Genomic DNA, 17,584 nt, shown 5'->3' on the forward strand with positions numbered 1-17,584 from the left:
CAGCGTGTCCGGGACGGCAATGCCGGGGCATCGACGCGCCGCATGATGGATGAACGCTACCTTCGGGCGGTTCGCGACGCGCTGGTGCGGCACCAGCAATGGCTGCTGCGCGACCCGGCCGGACGGGGGCGCCGCGCCAACCTCAGCTTCTACGATCTGGCCGGACTGGGCCTGAACCGCGTCAACCTGTCGGGCGCCAAGCTGACGGGCGCCAGTCTGGCGCGGGCGCGGATGGTCGGCACCGTTCTGTCGAAGGCCGACCTCTACGGCGCCGACCTGTCGAAGGCCGACCTGACCGGCGCGCAGCTGCAGGGCGCCGACCTGCGCGGGGCCAGGGTCGACGGCGCGAAGCTGCTGAACGCCAACCTGCAGGGCGCCGACCTGCGCCGCGGCATGGTGCTGGACGCGGGCGAATTCCGCGCCGCCGGCAACAGCGACGGCACCACGACCTTCGTCGGCTGCAGCCTGACGCAGGCGGTCCTGACCGACTGCCGGATGGCGCAGTGCGATTTCAGCGGCAGCGACCTGTCCGGCGCCGACCTCAGCGGCAGCGACCTCAGCGGCGCCATCCTGATCGGGGCGGACCTGACGGGGGCGACCATGCGCAAGGCGACGCTGGACGGCGTGCTGATGTGCGGCGCCCGCCTGAACGAGGAGTTGCGCGTGGCGCTGGAACGGCACGGCGTCGACGTGGACGGCACCGGGCTGACCACCACCGCGGCGCGGATGTCCGACCTGATCGCCGAGCATCAGATCTGGGTGGAGAAGCTTGGCAAGGGCGGGGAGCGCATCCAGCTGCAGCGCATCGACCTGCGCGGCTACAATTTCGCCAACCAGCTGCTGTGCGGGGCGGTGATGCGCTTCAGCGGGCTGCGCGGGGCGGATTTCTCCGGCGCCAAGCTGATGATGGCGGACCTGTCCTACAGCGACCTGCGCGATGCCGATTTCACCAGCGCCGACCTGTCCGGCTGCAACCTGGAAGGCGCCAATCTGGCCGGCGCCAAGCTGTGGCGGGCGAAGTTCCGCAAGGTCGACCTCAGCGGCGACGGCAGCCGCCTGTGGCCGACCAGCTTCGCCAAGGCGCGGCTGACCGGTGCCGACCTGCGCGACGCCAGCCTTGCCGGGGTGGTGCTGCGCGGCACCGACCTGACCGCGATCAAGACCAGCTTCGCCACGCTGAAGGGGGCCGACCTGTCCGCCGCCCTGGGGTGGCAACCCTGCGAGGCGCCGGCCTGAGCCCGCCCCCATTCGGGGTCATTCAACTGCCGTCCGCCACCGGAATGCGGCCGGCGACGATGGCGCGGCGGGCCGCTTCCGCCGCCTCCAGCATGGCGGGGGTCAGAAGCGCCCGGTTGTTTTCGTCCACCGCGTAATCGACGGCACCCTCCACCAGTCCCAGCGCCACCGTGCCGGCGCTCCATCGCCCCTGGACTGCCGCCTGGAAGCTCGACTCCACCGCCAGATCCACCCGCTTCAGCATGGAGGTGAGGATGGTGCCGGGGTAGAGGTAGTTCTGGTTGCTGTCGACGCCGATGGCCAGCCGGCGCGCCTCGCTCGCCGCGGCGAAGATGCCGAAATTCGATACGCCCGCCCCGGCGAAGACCACGTCGGCCCCGCGTTGGAACTGGCTGCGCGCCACCTCCGCCCCGGCGGTGGGGTCGTTGAAGGCGGCAGGCGTGGTGCCGACGAAGTTCACCACCACCCGGATGTCGCCGCGGGCATGGCGCGCACCCTGTTCGAAGCCGGCGATGAATTTGCGGATCAGCGGGATGTCCAGCGCGCCGATGAATCCGACGGTCCCCGTCCTCGACGCCAGCGCCGCCAGCACGCCGACCAGGAAGGCGCCCTCCTGTTCCTTGAAGGTGACGCAGCGGATGTTCGGCCCCTCCGCCACCGCATCGACCAGGGTGAAGCGCACCTCCGGGTGGTTCGGGGCCAGCCGCGCCAGCGGTGTCGCATAGTAGAAGCCGATGGCGACCAGATCGGTCACGCCCCGCCGCAGCAGGGATGCGACGCCCTGGTCGAACTGCGCCGGATTGGACGGCAGGTATTCGACGACCGGAATGCCGCTGGCCGCCTTGAACCGCTCCGCCCCGGCGAAGGCGCCTTCGTTGAAGCTCTTGTCGAACTTCTGGCCCGCCGCATAGACCAGCCCCGGCCGGACGGCCGCGGCCTGCGCCCATCGCGGCAGCAGGGCCAGGGCTGTCCCGGCGGCGGCGCAGGACAGGACCGATCGGCGGGTGGGGTGCGGCATGGCGCGGCCTTTGGCTGGGTGGAATACCCATAATCGGTCCGCAATTTTAGACACGGGCCCGTCGCCGGAACCAGAAATTTGTCGCGCCGCCTGCCGCAAACCGGCGAAAGCCCGGATTGTCTCGGCTGCCGCCCATCGCGCACCGGTCAGGGCAGCCATGACAAGACGGGACTTTGCGCGGGGCGGGTGACGGATCAGCTTAAAGGCTGCGGACTCCGTCCGGCCGATCCCCCATCCCTTCTCATTCGGATTTTCTGATGCTCGCGCGCCTTGCCGCCGTCCGTTCCCGTCTGCCTGCCGAAAGCCCCTTCTTCATCGCGGCGCTCGGCGTGCTGATGTCGTTCGGTCCAATGGGCACCGACATGTATCTGCCCGGCATGCCGGAGATCGGGCGCGACCTGCAGGCCCCGCAGGATCAGGTGCAATGGACGCTGTCGGCCTTCTTCCTGGGCTTCGGCGTCGGGCAGCTGCTGTGGGGGGCGTTGAGCGACCGGTTCGGCCGGCGCATCCCGGTGGCGACCGGCATCCTGCTCTATGCCGTGGGCTGCGTCGGCTGCTCGCTGACCACCGATGTCGGTCATCTGGCTGCATGGCGCTTCGTGCAGGCGGTGGGGGCCTGCGCCGGGCCGGTGCTGGTCCGCGCCATGATCCGCGACGTGTTCGAGCGCGACCGCGCCGCCAGCGTGCTGTCGATGATGATGCTGGTGATGGGCGCTGCCCCGATCATCGCGCCGCTGATCGGCGGACAGATCCTGATCTGGGCGAACTGGCGCTGGATTTTCTGGGCGCAGGCGGCCTTCGGCATCATCGCCATGCTGGCGCTCGCCACCCTGCCGGAAACCCATCCGGAGACGCGGCGCACCAGCCTGCGCCCGATGGTGCTGGCGGAGTCCTACCGCATGCTTCTGACCAACCGCCGCTATCTCGGCTATGCGGTGGGATCGTCCTTCATTTATGCGGGGATGTTCGCCTTCATCTCCGGATCGCCCTTCGTCTATATCGAGCTGTTCGGGGTGCGGCCGGAGAATTACGGCTTCCTGTTCGGGCTGAACATCGTCGGCATGATCATCGTCAACACGCTGAACAGCCGCGCGGTGATGCGTTTCGGCTCCGACGTGATGCTGCGGACCGGCGTCTGGCTGTCGGCGGCGAGCGGCATCCTGCTGGTCGTCACGGTGGCGAGCGGCTGGGGCGGCCTGTGGGGGCTGGTCGGCTGCCTGTTCCTGTTCATGTCGCTGACCGGCTTCTGCTTCGCCAATTCCATGGCCGGGGCGCTGCAGTCCTTCCCGCAGATGGCCGGCACCGCGTCGGCGCTTGCGGGCATGCTGCAGTTCAGCATCGGCGCGGTGTCCGGCTGGGCGGTCGGGCTGATGGCCAACGGCACCGCCATGCCGATGGCGGCGGTGATCGGCGGCACGGCCCTGGTCAGCCTCGTGCTGAACCTGTGGCTGATCGGTCCGGTGCGCCGCCGGCAGCATGGCGTGCAATAAAGCGGGGAAACTTTGTTAAATACCGGAATATGGAATCCGGAAGCGATGTGAATTGAGTTTCCCGGCCGGGCGGGCTAGCCTCGCCCGGCAAAGGGAGACAGCAATGCCGACGACCAGCCGTTCCAACACCGCCTTTCCCATCGCCCGCCGCCGGCTGCTGGCGGGTGCCGCCGCATTGGGCGCCGTCGCCGCCGGGGGCGTTGCGTCGCTGCCGCTGCCGGCCTTCGCCGCGACCACGCTGCGCGTCGGCTATATCCCGATCATTCCGATGACCCAGCTCTATGTGCTGACCGGGGAGGGATGGGCGAAGGATGTCGGGCTGTCCCTGCAGACCACCAGCTTCCAGTCGGGGCCGGCGATGATCCAGGCGCTGGCGTCGGGGACGCTGGACGTCGCCTATGTCGGCATCGGCCCGGCGATGATCGCCCGATCGAAGGGGGTGAAGCTGAAGGTCGTCGCCGCCAACGTCATCGATCAGGTGGCGCTGATCGGCCGCGGCCCGCTGGCCAAGGCGATTGCCGGTGCCGCCAGCCCGGCGGAGGGGATCAGGGCCTTCCGCGCCGCCAACGGCCGCCTGCCCAAGATCGGCTCGCTGCCGGCCGGCTCGGTGCCCGACACGGTGCTGCGCTACTGGATGGCGGAGGTCGCCCATATCGGCGCGGACGATGTCGAGATCGTCGGCATGGGCGAGCAGCCCCTGCAGCAGGCGCTGCTGACCGGCGCCATCGACGGCGCCTCGATCCTGGAGCCGATCCTGACGCTGGTGCAGTCCCGCCTGCAGGATGCCGCGATCATCGCCAAGGCCGGCACCATGTTCCCCAAGCAGCCGGGCGCCGTCCTGGCGGTGACGGAGGACGCCATCGCCAACAACCGCGCCGCCGTCGCCGATCTGGTCAAGCTGCACATCCGCGCCACCGCCTTCGCCAAGTCCAACCCCGACCGCACGGCGGAACTGGTGACGGAGATCATCGGCAAGGGTCTGGTGGAGCGCGACGTGATGCGGGCGGCGCTGACCTCCGACGCGACGACCTTCGTCGACGACCCCAGGGCGATCCTGGACTCCACCAAGCGGATGCAGGCCTTCCAGCAGACGCTGGGCCAGATCACCGAACCGGTCGACGTGGATGCGCTGTTCGACCTGTCCTTCCATGACGCCGCCATGGGGAAATGATTGCCATGACGACCCAGCCCGATGTGCCCCTGCGTCTGGTCATCCACGCCCCCACCCCGGCGGCGCTGGAACGGGCGCGCAACAACGCCCGCAACCTGCTGAAGGCGCGGCCGGACGCCGAGGTGCGGATCGTGGTCAATGCCGGCGCGGTGGCGGCGGCGTTGGATGCCCCGGATGCGGAGACCGACCGGCTTCTGCGCGTCTGCGGCAACACGCTGGCGAAGTCCGGCCGGTCGGCGGAGGGGCTGACGGTGGTCTCCGCCGGCGTCCTCGACATCGCCGAGGCGCAGGCGGAGGGATGGGGCTACATGCGGGCCTGAGCCCCGCCCCCTGCGCGGATGCGGATCAGCCCACGCCCCAGCCGCCGGTGTCGGGGAAGGGGACGGCGGGCGGTGGGACGGCCGCGGCGGGATCGGCGACGATGCCGCGCGGCAGGGCCGGGGCGTCGGGCGGGGTGGGGCGCAGGCGGGTCGGCTTGACCCACCAGCCCGGCTCCGCCGCGGCGATGGCGTTGGCCGCGGCCTCCGCCTCCCGCGCGGTGGCATAGAGGCCGAAACAGGTGGCGCCGCTGCCGGACAGGCGGGGCAAGAGGCAGCCGGCGCTGCGCTCCAGCGCCGACAGCACGTCGGCGATCACCGGGGCGACCGTCAGGGCCGGGGCGGTGAGGTCATTGGTCCGCTCCCGCAGCAGCGCGGCCAGATCGGCCGCATCCGCCGGCTTGCGGGTGAAGCGGGCGGGGGCGGAGAAGCGGGCGCCGCTCTGCGCCCTTGCGGCGGCCATCGCCTTGAACACCGCCGGCGTCGGCACCGGCTGGTTCGGGTTGACCAGCACCACATGGGTTTCCGGCAGCTCCGGCGCCTCGTCCAGCACGTCGCCGATGCCGCCGAAATAGCAGCTGCGCCCGGCGACGCAGACCGGCACGTCGGCGCCCAGCCCGGCGGCCACCGCGAACAGCGCCGGGTCGTCGGCCGGCACTCCCCACAGGCGGGCCAGCGCCCGCAGGCAGGCGGCGGCGTCGGCCGACCCGCCGCCGATGCCCGACGCGACCGGCAGCGCCTTGGTCAGCGCGATCATCACGTCGGCCTGCCGGCCCAGCCGGGCGGCCAGCGCATGGGCGGCGCGCATCACCAGATTGCCGGCCGGGTTCTCGCCCATCAGGACCGGGCCGAAGGGGCCGGCGATGGCCAGCCGCGGCCCGGCCGGCGGCAGGTCGGCACCGCGCAGCGCCACCCGCGCCGCGCCCGGCGTCAGGGCGATGGTGTCGCCAAGCTCGGCGAAGGCAACGAGGCTGTCCAGCTCGTGGTAGCCGTCGGCGCGCCGGCTGGTGACGTGCAGGTACAGGTTCAGCTTGGCCGGGGCGGCCTCGGTGATGGGAATGCCGGTCATAAGCTCCAATCCGCTGGCGGGCGCGCGACGACGCGCCCTGTGTCGCACCCTTGCCCCCGCAGCGGCAAGGGGTTGCTTCACAGCTGCGCCAGCAGGTCCTTCAGCAGCGTCTCGCCCATCGGCCAGGGGCCGTGGCCGCTGTCGCCGTTGATGTGGCCGACCTCTCCCGCGTCGATGAAGTCGGCCCCCCACAGTGCGGCGAAGCCGCAGGCACGGGCGGCGGAGCAGTAGGGATCGTTGCGGCTGCCGACCGTCACCGCCGGGAAGGGCAGGGGATCGGTCGGCACCGGCGCGAAGCGGCGGACAACCGCCGGCACGCGGTCCGGCGACTCGACGTCGGGCGGGGCGACCAGCAGGGCCGCCGCCACCTTGTCCGCGGCGTCGGAACCCGCCGCCCAGCGCGCGACCAGGATGCAGGCCAGGCTATGCGCGACCAGAACCACCGGGCCCGGTGCCGCAAGCGCTGCGGCGCGGACCGCGGCGTCGAGCCGCCCGACCCACCGCTCCGGATCCGGCGCGTCCCAGTCCCCAAGGTCGACGCGGTTCAGCGCCGGCAGCCGGCTTTCCAGCCAGCTCTGCCAATGCTCCGGCCCGGAATTGCCCAGGCCGGGAAGAACCAGAACGGTCGGCTGCGTCATTCTTTCAACTCTGCGTTTGTAAATGTTGCGTGTAGTGTCTGAAGATAACCAAAAACACGGCGGATGCTCCCGGTCCGGTGGGCGGGGCAGGGCCGGAACGCACCAACCGAAGACAGGGGAGAAGCGCCTTGGACATCAGCGCCACCATCGCACAGGATCTCTGCGATGCCATCGGTCGTGAACTGGACACCGTCGTGTCCTTCATCGGCAAGGGCGGCAGCGTCGCCGCCTCCACCGCGCGGGAGCGGATCGGCACCGGCCATCCGGCCGCCTCCGACATCGTCGCGCGCCGGCTGGACGAACGCGCCGTCACCCGGGAGGAGGCGGCGAAGTCGGGCGGGACGATGCGCGAGGGATACGTCATCGCCATCGACCTGGACGGCGAGCGGGTGGGGGCGCTGGCCGTTGCCGGCCCGGCCGATCAGGCCCGCCGCTTTGCCCGCCTCGCCCGCCACTGGGCGGTGGCGACCCTGCGGGCCGAAACGGCGGAGACCCGCCGCGTCGCCCTGATGCGCGACCTGTCCGACCGGGTGGAGCGCGAGGTCGGCGGGCTGGCCGCCGATCTGGCCGATGCCGGACGCCGGCTGGAGACGGCGGTCGCCTCCGTCCGCACCGCCGGGACCGAGGGGCTGCGCCAGACCGCCGACGCGGCCGGCGCCGCGCGCGCCGTCGACGGGTCGGTCGGCGCCATCGCCGGCATGCTCGACCGGCTGGCCTCCACCTCCGACCAGATCTCCGGGGACACCAGCAAGGCGCGGGAGATCAGCCTGGCGGCGGCGTCCGACAGCGACCGCGCCACCACCGTCATGAACTCCCTGCGGTCGGCGGCGGAGCAGATCGCCAGCGTGGTCAAGCTTATCAACGCCATCGCCAGCCAGACCAACCTGCTGGCCCTGAACGCCACCATCGAGGCGGCGCGGGCGGGCGAGGCGGGGCGCGGCTTCGCCGTCGTCGCCAACGAGGTGAAGGCCCTGTCGCGCCAGACCGCCGATGCCACCAAGCAGATCGCCGATCAGGTCGCCAACCTGCAGAAGGAGACCGCGGCGGTGGACGAGGCGCTGGGCCGCATCCATTCCACCATCGGCTCGATCCAGACCATCAACGGCACCGTCGCCGCCGCCATCGACGAACAGGCGGCGCTGACCGCCGAGGTGGCGCGCTCGCTCGACCGCTCCCGCCAGGACGCCATGGCGGCGGAACAGCGGATCGGCGACGCCGAACAGACGCTGGGCGGGGTGACGCGCACGCTGGACGAGCTGGCGACGCTGAGCCAGACCATCGCCGCGCGGGCGGGAAGCCTCGGCAGCGGCCTGGGCGGCCGGCTGTCCGACGCGCTGCGTCAGGTCCGCGGGTAGGGCTGCTGCCCGTCCACCGCATCGCCGCCGGGACCGGTGATGATGCGGGCGCTGCCGCTTCGCGCGGCGGGGGCTGCACCGCCCGGCAGGGGCACGATCAGCCGGCGCTTGACCGGCTGATGCGCCGCCCGGCGCGACACGCCGGCGAAGATCTGCTTCGACGCCTCGATCATCGTTACCCCGGCGAAGGCCTTGAACCAGCGGACGCCGACCTCTTCCCAGGCCGGCGCCGTCTTCTGCAGGAAGTGCGAGCGCAGCGGCGGGATGAACAGGGCGTGGCGGGTGCGTTCCGGCACGAACATGGTGTCGCGCAGCACCTGCTTCAGCTGCGAGGCGGAATAGGGGAAGCCGTGGCCGAAGGGCGTCCAGTCGGCACGCGCCCACAGGCCGCGGCGGTTCGGCACCACCGCCAGCACCCGGCCGCCGCCGGCCAGCACGCGCCAGATCTCGCGCATCATCGGCCGCAGCTGTTCCGTCCCCTCCAGCCCATGGACCAGCAGGACGCGGTCGATGGTGTTGTCGCCGAAGGGCAGGTCGGCCTCATCGCCCAGCGCCACCATGCCCGGCCCTTCCGCCGGCCAGAAGCTGACGCCCTGGCTGGCCGGCATCACGGCGACCACCCGGTCCGCCTCGCCCATGAAGGGGCGCAGGTACGGGGTGGTGTAGCCGACGCCCAGCACGATCTGGTCGCGCACGTCGGGCCAGATGGTGCGGATGCGCCGGCGGATCATCCGCTGGGCGGTCCTGCCCAATCCGGACTCGTAGAACTCCCTCAGATCGACGATATCTGTGTACATGGTATCCCAAGCGTAACACGGGTTTCGTATCGCAACAGCAGGAGTCCGCTGCCGTGGAGGTCATTCTCGTTCCGGCTTTCGCCGACAATTACATCTATGTGCTGCGCGATGCGGCATCCGGCAAGGTCGGCGTGGTCGATCCCGGCGAGGCCGCCCCGGTGCAGGCCGAGCTGGAGCGCCGCGGCTGGACCCTGACCCACATCTTCCTGACCCACCACCACAACGACCATATCGGCGGCGTGGCGGAGCTGAAGGCCCGCCACCGCGCCACCGTGATCGGCGCCCGTGCCGACGCCCACCGCATCCCCGACCTGGACGTGGCGCTCGGCGACGGCGACCGCACGGTGTTCGGGGAGCAGACCGCCCGCGTCATCGCCGTTCCCGGCCACACCAGCGGCCACATCGCCTTCTGGTTCGAGGCGGCGGAGACGCTGTTCAGCGGCGACACCCTGTTCTCGCTCGGCTGCGGCCGCCTGTTCGAGGGCACGCCGGCCCAGATGTGGGAGTCGCTGCAAAGCCTGCGGTCGCTGACCGATTCGACCCGCGTCTATTGCGGCCACGAATACACCCAGTCCAACGGCCGCTTCGCCCTGACCGCCGACCCGGACAATTCCGCCCTGCGGCAGCGCATGGAGGAGGTCGCGGCCTTGCGCGAGCGCAACCAGCCGACCATCCCGACCACCATCGGCCTGGAGCGCCGGACCAACCCCTTCCTGCGCGCCGACGACCCCGCCGTCCAGTCCGCCATCGGCCTGCCCGGCGCCCCGCCGGTGGAGGTCTTCGCCGAACTCCGCCACCGCAAGGACCATTTCCGCGGGTAGCCGCTGCCGGCCGGAAGCCGGTCTGGTGCGGCCGGTTCGGGTCATGCTACCGTAGCAACTGCCGGCCGCCCCGCGAGCGGTCCGGCACTCGCGAAAACCCCGGCACCGCTCGCAACGGAAGAGGCGTTGTTTTCGTTGGGATCTTTGACATCGTCCAGAACGTAACGGGATCATGGAGCCTAACCACCTGGTCAGAAACGGCCACCGCTCGCACTGCCGCGGATTCTTGACGCCGAATCAATGCGGTGTAGAGTGGCCGTCTTCCCGGGCAGAAATGCTCGGGCCTCATTGAAGCAACCGGCACCTCTGCATGTCCTCCGCAAATCGGCTTGGTGTCTTCCCGGGCAGAAATGCCCGGGCCTCATTAAGTCTGCTCTTCCGTCGCCCGCATTTTTCACCATGCGGAAAGCCCGCGGCCGATTTGCGGCAGATCAATCGTCCAGGCTTCACCGCTCCCATACTCTTTGCTCACCGAACAACATCTCGGGGAGCGAAACCATGAAGGCCATCGATCTGATGACGCCGCGCGTCATCACCATCGGCATGGACGAGACCATCGCCGATGCAGCCAGGAAGATGCTGGAGAACAATATCAGCGGCATGCCCGTGCTGGATGCTGCCGGCAAGGTGGTCGGCATCATCAGCGAGGGCGACCTGCTGCGCCGGGTAGAACTTGGGACGGAGCGCCACCGCTCCTGGTGGCTGGGACTGGTGTCCGGCGGCACGCTGCCGGCGGAGGACTTCGTCAAATCCCATGCCCGCAAGGTGGCGGACGTCATGACCGCCCATGTCACCACCGTCGACGAAAACGCTTCGCCCGAGGAGGTGGTGCGGTTGATGGAGACGCGGCGGATCAAGCGCGTGCCGGTGGTCCGCCAGGGCGCCCTGATCGGCATCATCAGCCGGGCGAACCTGTTGCGCGCACTGGCCAGCGTATCGCCGGAAACCGTGGTCGCCACCCCGGACGACCGAGTGTTGAAGGAGCGGGTCGCCGCGGCGGTGAAGGAGCTGTCCTGGGATCCGCGGTCGCACGACGCCATCGTCGTCCGTAACGGCGTCGTCCATCTCTGGGGCTTCATCAGCAGCGAGTCCCAGCGCGATGCCGTGCGCGTCGCGGCGGAAGGCGTTCCAGGCGTGAAGGCGGTGGAGAACAACATCCAGGTCGTCGACCCGGCGGAAAGCGGGGCCTGGGGCCTGTAACGGAGCCTGGGGCGCGGTCGGACATGGCCGGTCTCCTCCGGCCATGCCCGCCATCCCGGACGGGTCAGATCCGGCCCGGCAGCCGCGCACCGACGAAATGGGTCGCCTGCGCCCCATATTCATAGGCGGCTTCGCGCACCGCCCGGCCGGCGATCGTTTCCACGGCGCTGTCGGGGAGCGGCATCTCCGCGTCGGTGAGTTTGCCGGCGATATGGTCGGCGAGGCAGCGGCCGAGAACGGTGCCGGGCGCGATGCCGCGGCCGTTGTAGCCGCTGAAGCCGATCACGTTGCGGTCCAGCCGGTGGAAGCGCGGCAGATTATCCTTGGTCATGCCGATCTGCCCATACCATTCGGACTCGAACCGCACCGGGCCGAGCTGCGGGAACAGTGCGGCCAGCGACCGCTGCGCCCAGGCCCGGTGCACCGCGATCCCGGTCCCCCGCAGCGCGCCGACACTGCCGAACACCAGCCGGCCCCGGCGGTCGAACCGGTAGGAGCTGAGCACCGATTTGGTATCCCATACCCCTTGCCGCTCCGGCAGGATGGCTTTCTGCATGGCATCGGACAGCGGCTCCGTCGCCAGGTTGAAGTAGGGCAGGTGGACCTGCTCGGTGCGGAGCTGCACCCAGGGGCCGATGCTGTAGGCGTCGGTGGCGACGATCACCCAATCGGCCAGCACGCTGCCGGCGGCGGTCTTCACCTCCCACTTGCCGGCGGTCTGGCTCGCCGACTGGACGGGGCTGCGGGTGAAGATGCGGGCGCCCGCCTTCACGGCGGCGGCGGCCAGCCCGCGGGCATAGGCCAGCGGCTGGATGGTGCCGGCCCGCAGGTCGAGAAGCGAGCCGGTGTAGGCCCTGCTGCCGACCTTCTCCGCCGTCTCATCCGCGTCGAGCAGGCGCACGGGCGCGCCGCGCTTCTGCCAGATCTCCGCCCGCTGCTCGAGTTCGCGCAAGCCCGCGGCGCCGACGCCGCAATGGAGCGTGCCGCTGCGTTCGTCCTCGCAGGCGATGGCATGCTTGGTGATGAGGTCGAACACGGCGCGCGGAGCATTGCCGAGCAACTCGATCAGCCGCTCGCCATAGACCGGTCCCAGCGTGTTCACCAGCTGGTCGGGCATCACCCACATGCCGGCATTGACCAGCCCGACATTCCGTCCGGCGCCGCCGAAGCCGATCTCCACCGCCTCCACCACCACCGCGTTGACGCCGCTTTCCGCCAGATGCAGGGCGGCCGACAGGCCGGTGTAGCCGGCACCGACGATCACCACGTCCGCCTTGACCGGCCCGGCCAGCGGCGCGGTCGGCGGCGCCGGCGGCGCCGTCCGTTCCCAAAGCCCATGCGACCGCGGATCGTTCAGCATTCCCTGTGGTCCTCATCCCATGTTCTTGCCCGCCTGTCATTCCCAGCCGGAAACACCGTGCCGACCGGTTCCGTGAGCGTAGCGGGTCTGCACCTCCACGGACAGCTGGGAAGATTCGCTTGCCTACCCCCTTCGGCAAAGTGATGTTTGCTCAACCAGTCATTCCTTGTGAGAATGAGATGCAGAGCCCGCGCCGCTTCCTCCCCTCTCTGGCCCTGCTGTCGGCGTTCGAGGCCGCGGCGCGGACCGGCAGCATCACCGCGGCGGCGAAGGAGCTGTCGCTGACCCAGAGCGCGGTCAGCCGCCAGATCAAGGCCCTGGAGGAACTGCTGGAGGTCGAGCTGTTCCACCGCGAACGGCAAACCATCCGCCTGACCGCGGGCGGGGAGTATTATGTGCGCGAGGTCCGTGACGCCCTGCGCAAGATCAGCACCGCGTCGCTCAACCTGCGTGCCAACCCCTTCGGCGGCACGCTGAGCATCGCGATCCTGCCGACCTTCGGGGCCCGCTGGCTGACGCCGCGGCTGCCGAAGTTCCTGGCCGCCAATCCGGGCGTGACCATCAATCTGGTGACGCGCATGGCGCCCTTCGACTTCCGGCTGGACCCCGTCGACGCGGCGATCCATTTCGGCCGTCCGGGCTGGCCGGGCGGGGAGATGGCGCTGCTGCGCCGGGAAACCGTCATCCCGGCCTGCAGCCGCGGCCTGCGCGACCGTTTCGGTTTCCGCCGGCCCGCCGACCTGCGCCTTGCCCCGCTGCTGCACCTGACCAGCCGCCCCGATGCCTGGGAACGCTGGCTGACCCTGCACGACACGCCGGCCGATGGCGTGCACGGCATGCTGTTCGACCAGTTCGGCACCACCACCCAGGCTGCGGTCGCCGGGCTGGGGGTGGCGCTGCTGCCCCTGTTTCTGATCGGGGAGGAGTTGCGGTCAGGGCAGCTGGTGCCGGCGCTCGACCTGCCGATGGAAAGCGAGGACGCTTATTACGTGGTGTGGCCGTCGGAACGGGCCGGCTATCCACCGCTCGTCGCCTTCCGCGACTGGATTCTGGAGGAAACTCGGGAGGAGGCCGCGGAGCGCGATCATCCACCGCATCATGAGCTTTCCTCATGAAGTCGGTAAAAACATTCGCAATCCAAGGCGGCGCTTCGTTGCTATAGCTGGCCCATGGCAGGGACCGGGAAAGCGACCGGACCGGTTCGACGCAGGCAACGCGAGCGAGATTTGCAATGAGTGTCCAGACTTCCCCGAACGCCGGATTCATTAGCCCCGATGCGATCCGCACCCTGTTCTCCACCGCCATGTCGGAGATGTACCGGACGGAGGTTCCGGCCTATCAGACGCTGGTCGAGCTGGTTCGGGACGTGAACGAGGCGGTGCTGGCCGCCGATCCGGCGGAGCGCCACCGGCTGGAGGCCGCCGGCGGCCTCGCCCGCATCACGGAGGAGCGTCACGGCGCCATCCGGCTCGGCACCGCGGCCGAGCTGTCCACCATGCGCCGCCTGTTCGCGGTGATGGGCATGCAGCCGGTCGGCTATTACGACCTGTCGGAGGCCGGCGTCCCCGTCCATTCCACCGCCTTCCGTCCGGTGACCGACGAGGCGCTGAGCCGCAATCCCTTCCGCGTCTTCACCTCGCTGCTGCGGCTCGACCTGATCGCCGACGCCGGCCTGCGGCAGGAGGCGGAGCAGGTGCTGGCCGGCCGCCGCATCTTCACCGACGGCTGCCTCGCCCTGATCGGCAAGGCCGAGGCGGCCGGCGGGCTGACGGAGGAGGAGGCAACCCGCTTCGTCGCGGAGGCGCTGGAGACCTTCCGCTGGCACAGCCGGGCCAATGTGCCGCTGGACCTCTACAAGCGGCTGCATGACGCCCATCGGCTGATCGCCGACGTCGTCTCCTTCAAGGGGCCGCACATCAACCACCTGACCCCGCGCACGCTCGACATCGATGCGGTGCAGCGGATGATGCCGGAAAAGGGCATCGCCCCCAAGGCCGTGGTGGAAGGCCCGCCGACCCGGCGCTGCCCCATCCTGCTGCGCCAGACCTCCTTCAAGGCGCTGAGCGAGCCGGTGGATTTCCGCGACGGCGACGGCTGGCGGTCGGGCGTCCACACCGCCCGCTTCGGCGAGATCGAGCAGCGCGGCATCGCGCTGACGCCGAAGGGCCGGGCGCTGTACGACACGCTGCTGCAGGACTCGCGCCGCCTCGTCGCGCCGGCCGCCGACGGGTCCAACGCCGCCGAATATATGGCGGCCCTGCAGGAGGTCTTCGCCCCGTTCCCCGACAGCTGGGACGAGATCCGCCGCCAGGGGCTGGGCTATTTCGCCTATTCGCTGACCGATGCCGGACGCCGCAACCCGCCGGCGCCGGAGGCCGATCTGGAGGCGCTGATCGCCGCCGGTCTCGTCCGCTTCGATCCCGTCGTCTATGAGGATTTCCTGCCGGTCAGCGCCGCCGGCATCTTCCAGTCCAACTTGGGCGACGATGCGCAGCAGGATTTCTCCGCCAGCCCGAACCAGCAGCGCTTCGAAGCCGACCTCGGCGCCCCCGTCCGGGACCCGTTCGACCTCTATGCGGAGATCGAACGGGCCTCCATCGTCGCGTGCCTGTCGGCCGTCAGCCCGGCGACTGTGTAAGTCAGGCGGGAACTACGGCGGCGGGCCGGAAGGCGCCCGCCGCCAGCCAGTCTTCGAAGGCCGCGGGGGCGAGCGGTCGGGAGAACAGATAGCCCTGCCCGAAGTCGCAGCCGTGCAGGCGCAGCCAGTCATAGGCTTCGAGGGTCTCCACCCCCTCCGCCACCACGCGATAGCCGAGGTCGTGGGCAAGCTCGATGGTGGAGCGGACCATGATCTGGTCGCGGTTCTCGATGGCGATGGAGCGGATGAAGCGCTGGTCGATCTTCACCGCCGTCGCCGGGATGTCCTTCAGATAGGACAGTGCGCTCTGGCCGGTGCCGAAATCGTCGATCTCGACCTCGATCCCCAGCCGGCGCAGCTGGTCCAGCTGCCGGTCGACCACGGCGCGGTCGGTCATCAGCGCGCTTTCCGTCACCTCGAAATCGATCCAGTCCGCCTGCACCCCGTGCCGGTCCAGCATGGCGGCCACCCGGTCGGCGAAGTCGTTGGCGCCGAGATCCAGCATCGAGATGTTGATGGAGACCGGCAGCGCGATCCCGCGCCGGCGCCAGTGGGCGATCTGGACCAGCACCGCCCGGATCACCCATTCGGTCAGCGGGCGCACCAGCGCCGTCCGCTCCGCCAGCGGCACGAACTCCGCAGGCGAGATCGCTCCCAGCTCCGGATGGGTCCAGCGCAGCAGGGCTTCCGCACCGATGCAGGCGTTGCTGCGCAGGTCGACCTTGGGCTGGTAGGCGATGTGCAGCTGGCCGTTGCCCGCCGCCCCGGTCTTGGCGCTCTTCTCGGCGCCCCCGCCCCCGCCCCCGGTGCCGCCGAGTGCTTCGGTCAGGCTCCGCAGCAGCAGGAAGGCGCGGTGGGAGGCGCGGTCCTGCTCCTCGTCATAGGCGCACCAGGGCTTCTGGGTCTCCAGCGACTGGTGGGCGGCACTGGCGGCGGCCCGCAACAGTTCGACGCTGTCCGCCGGACTGTCCGGATGATGGACGAAGCCGATGCCGGTGGAGGATGCGATCGGCACCCCCTGGTAATGGAAGGGGCTGCGGATGACGCCGCCGATCCGGTCGAGCGTGGCCCCCAGCTCATTCTCCGGCCGGTCGACGAGGATGCAGGCGAAGCGGGCCGGCGACAGGTGATAGAGACGGGTGCGGTCCGGCAGGCAGGCAGCGATGCGGCGGGCGCAATCCATCTCGAACGCATCGGCGCACATCTGGCCCAGCACCCGGGTCAGCTCGGCATATTGCTGCGACGCGGCGGTGTCGATCACCACCACGGCCATGCGGGTGTGCTCCCCGGCGGCCGGATCGGCCAGCAACGCGTCGATGTCCGCAAGGAAGCGGAAGCGGTTCGACAGCGAGGTGACCGGATGCAGATAGCCGACGGCGCGCCGCGCCTCGATATGGGCCATCACCATCGCCGACAGGTCGCGCAGGGCCTCCTCCTCCCCGGGCGACAGGGCGGGACGGGGCTGGTCGTCGATCACGCAGATGGTGCCCAGCGTCAGGCCATCGGCTGTCCGCAGAGGGGCGCCGGCATAGAAACGGATGTGCGGATCGCCGGTTACCAGCGGGTTGGCGGCGAACCTGTGGTCCTGGCTGGCATCGCCGACCACGAAAAGCGACTCGGAGTGAAGCGCATGGGCGCAGAAGGCATGCTCGCGCGGCGTTTCCCGCACCGGCAGGCCGACCCGCGATTTGAACCACTGCCGGTCGCGGTCGACCAGCGAGATCAGCGCGATCGGGACGTTCAGCAGCTTTGCGGCCAGACGGGTGATCTGGTCGAAGGCCGGCTCCTCGGGGGTGTCGAGCAGCTCATAGCGCTGGAGCGCCGCAAGCCGGTCCTCTTCGCGGGGCACCATCGGGGGCAGGGGAGGAAGGATGGGAGGCGACAAGGGCGGAAAAGGCGTCATCACAGCTGTCATTGTTCCTTGTGCGCAATCCTGTCGGCCAGTGTACAGCCAGTGTGACGCATGCCGGCGCTCGGCTCCATAACCAGTTGGGACAGCTAGCATTGCCGCCTTTCAATGGCGACGAGCGCCGTAACGGTCAGTTGGGCCAGCACCATGCGGTCCACCATGCCGAAGCGGCGCGGCTTGGTATCGATCAGGCAGACCGAGCCGAGCGCCAGGCCATTGCGGTTGATGATCGGCGCACCGGCATAGAAGCGGATGTGGGGCGGCCCCAGAACCAGCGGGTTGTCGCGGAACCGCGGATCGTTCGCGGCATCCTCCACCACCATGGGGAGGCTCTGCCGGATGGTGAAACGGCAGAAGGCATGGTCGCGCGGTGTTTCCTGCACTGCCAGCCCGCGCCGTGCCTTGAACCACTGGCGGTCGGCATCCAGCAGCGACACCAGCGCGATGGGGACCTGGAAATGGTCGCAGGCCCAGGACACCAGATCATCGAAGGCGGGATCGGGCGCGCTGTCCAGCAGGCCCGTGTTCCGCAACGCCTGCAGCCTTGCGGGTTCGTCGTCGACCG

Annotated in this window: 16 protein-coding genes (1 of these 16 running past the window's edge); 9 read left to right on the forward strand and 7 right to left on the reverse strand. The window is 70.0% G+C overall.

Going from position 1 to position 17,584, the window contains the following annotated elements:
- The first annotated feature begins 42 nt into the window (after nt 1-42).
- Nucleotides 43-1,236, forward strand: coding sequence for a pentapeptide repeat-containing protein (locus AB8P05_RS29165; protein ID WP_472761906.1), 1,194 nt, complete (start codon nt 43-45; stop codon nt 1,234-1,236).
- Nucleotides 1,237-1,258: 22 nt separating this feature from the next.
- Here AB8P05_RS29165 and AB8P05_RS29170 read toward each other — a convergent pair whose 3' ends face one another.
- Nucleotides 1,259-2,254, reverse strand: a complete 996-nt coding sequence (locus tag AB8P05_RS29170; protein ID WP_472761907.1) for a BMP family lipoprotein — start codon at nt 2,252-2,254, stop codon at nt 1,259-1,261.
- Nucleotides 2,255-2,511: 257 nt separating this feature from the next.
- Here AB8P05_RS29170 and AB8P05_RS29175 point away from each other — a divergent pair, with 257 nt between their 5' ends.
- The 3 genes from AB8P05_RS29175 (at nt 2,512) to AB8P05_RS29185 (ending at nt 5,235) form a co-directional block, all read left to right on the forward strand.
- Nucleotides 2,512-3,744 carry a Bcr/CflA family multidrug efflux MFS transporter gene (locus tag AB8P05_RS29175; RefSeq protein WP_472761908.1) on the forward strand — a complete coding sequence of 411 codons (1,233 nt, stop codon included), beginning with the start codon at nt 2,512-2,514 and terminating at the stop codon, nt 3,742-3,744.
- A 103-nt stretch (nt 3,745-3,847) separates the two neighbouring features.
- Nucleotides 3,848-4,915 carry an ABC transporter substrate-binding protein gene (locus AB8P05_RS29180; protein WP_472761909.1) on the forward strand — a complete coding sequence of 356 codons (1,068 nt, stop codon included), beginning with the start codon at nt 3,848-3,850 and terminating at the stop codon, nt 4,913-4,915.
- Nucleotides 4,916-4,920: 5 nt separating this feature from the next.
- Entirely contained in the window at nt 4,921-5,235 is a 315-nt protein-coding gene (locus AB8P05_RS29185) for a DsrE family protein (RefSeq protein ID WP_472761910.1), read from the forward strand.
- 25 nt (nt 5,236-5,260) lie between these two features.
- Here AB8P05_RS29185 and AB8P05_RS29190 read toward each other — a convergent pair whose 3' ends face one another.
- Nucleotides 5,261-6,301 (reverse strand): 4-(cytidine 5'-diphospho)-2-C-methyl-D-erythritol kinase, encoded by a 1,041-nt coding sequence (locus tag AB8P05_RS29190; RefSeq protein ID WP_472761911.1) that lies wholly within the window; start codon nt 6,299-6,301, stop codon nt 5,261-5,263.
- A 77-nt stretch (nt 6,302-6,378) separates the two neighbouring features.
- Nucleotides 6,379-6,939, reverse strand: a complete 561-nt coding sequence (locus tag AB8P05_RS29195; RefSeq protein WP_455175995.1) for an RBBP9/YdeN family alpha/beta hydrolase — start codon at nt 6,937-6,939, stop codon at nt 6,379-6,381.
- Between the two features lie 128 nt (nt 6,940-7,067).
- Here AB8P05_RS29195 and AB8P05_RS29200 point away from each other — a divergent pair, with 128 nt between their 5' ends.
- Nucleotides 7,068-8,294, forward strand: a complete 1,227-nt coding sequence (locus AB8P05_RS29200) for a methyl-accepting chemotaxis protein (protein WP_472761912.1) — start codon at nt 7,068-7,070, stop codon at nt 8,292-8,294.
- Here the strand turns inward: AB8P05_RS29200 and AB8P05_RS29205 are convergent.
- The gene (locus AB8P05_RS29205; RefSeq protein ID WP_472761913.1) at nt 8,279-9,091 is read right to left on the reverse strand and encodes a methyltransferase domain-containing protein; all 813 of its coding nucleotides are present in this window, start codon (nt 9,089-9,091) and stop codon (nt 8,279-8,281) included. The genes AB8P05_RS29200 and AB8P05_RS29205 overlap by 16 nt on opposite strands.
- A gap of 53 nt (nt 9,092-9,144) precedes the next feature.
- Here AB8P05_RS29205 and gloB point away from each other — a divergent pair, with 53 nt between their 5' ends.
- Nucleotides 9,145-9,912 (forward strand): hydroxyacylglutathione hydrolase, encoded by a 768-nt coding sequence (gene gloB / locus AB8P05_RS29210; RefSeq protein ID WP_472761914.1) that lies wholly within the window; start codon nt 9,145-9,147, stop codon nt 9,910-9,912.
- A gap of 498 nt (nt 9,913-10,410) precedes the next feature.
- Nucleotides 10,411-11,112 carry a CBS domain-containing protein gene (locus tag AB8P05_RS29215; protein WP_472761915.1) on the forward strand — a complete coding sequence of 234 codons (702 nt, stop codon included), beginning with the start codon at nt 10,411-10,413 and terminating at the stop codon, nt 11,110-11,112.
- Nucleotides 11,113-11,176: 64 nt separating this feature from the next.
- Here the strand turns inward: AB8P05_RS29215 and AB8P05_RS29220 are convergent, their stop codons facing one another.
- A complete protein-coding gene (locus AB8P05_RS29220) occupies nt 11,177-12,472 on the reverse strand; it encodes an NAD(P)/FAD-dependent oxidoreductase (RefSeq protein WP_472761916.1) in 1,296 nt (431 codons plus the stop codon).
- A gap of 179 nt (nt 12,473-12,651) precedes the next feature.
- On the opposite strand from AB8P05_RS29220, the gene AB8P05_RS29225 reads away from it, so the two are divergent.
- On the forward strand, nt 12,652-13,587 hold the full coding sequence (locus tag AB8P05_RS29225; RefSeq protein WP_472761917.1) for a LysR family transcriptional regulator: 936 nt from the start codon (nt 12,652-12,654) through the stop codon (nt 13,585-13,587).
- 116 nt (nt 13,588-13,703) lie between these two features.
- Nucleotides 13,704-15,110 carry a 2-oxoadipate dioxygenase/decarboxylase HglS gene (hglS, locus tag AB8P05_RS29230; protein ID WP_472761918.1) on the forward strand — a complete coding sequence of 469 codons (1,407 nt, stop codon included), beginning with the start codon at nt 13,704-13,706 and terminating at the stop codon, nt 15,108-15,110.
- A gap of 1 nt (nt 15,111) precedes the next feature.
- Here hglS and AB8P05_RS29235 read toward each other — a convergent pair whose 3' ends face one another.
- Nucleotides 15,112-17,013, reverse strand: a complete 1,902-nt coding sequence (locus tag AB8P05_RS29235; protein ID WP_472761919.1) for a putative bifunctional diguanylate cyclase/phosphodiesterase — start codon at nt 17,011-17,013, stop codon at nt 15,112-15,114.
- 95 nt (nt 17,014-17,108) lie between these two features.
- Nucleotides 17,109-17,584 carry the 3' portion of a GAF domain-containing protein gene (locus AB8P05_RS29240; protein WP_472761920.1) on the reverse strand. The gene runs 52 nt beyond the window's last position, so only the last 476 of its 528 coding nucleotides appear in the window; its start codon lies off the right edge, out of view; its stop codon occupies nt 17,109-17,111.

It is taken from the genome of Azospirillum sp. VT-I1 (assembly GCF_055698305.1).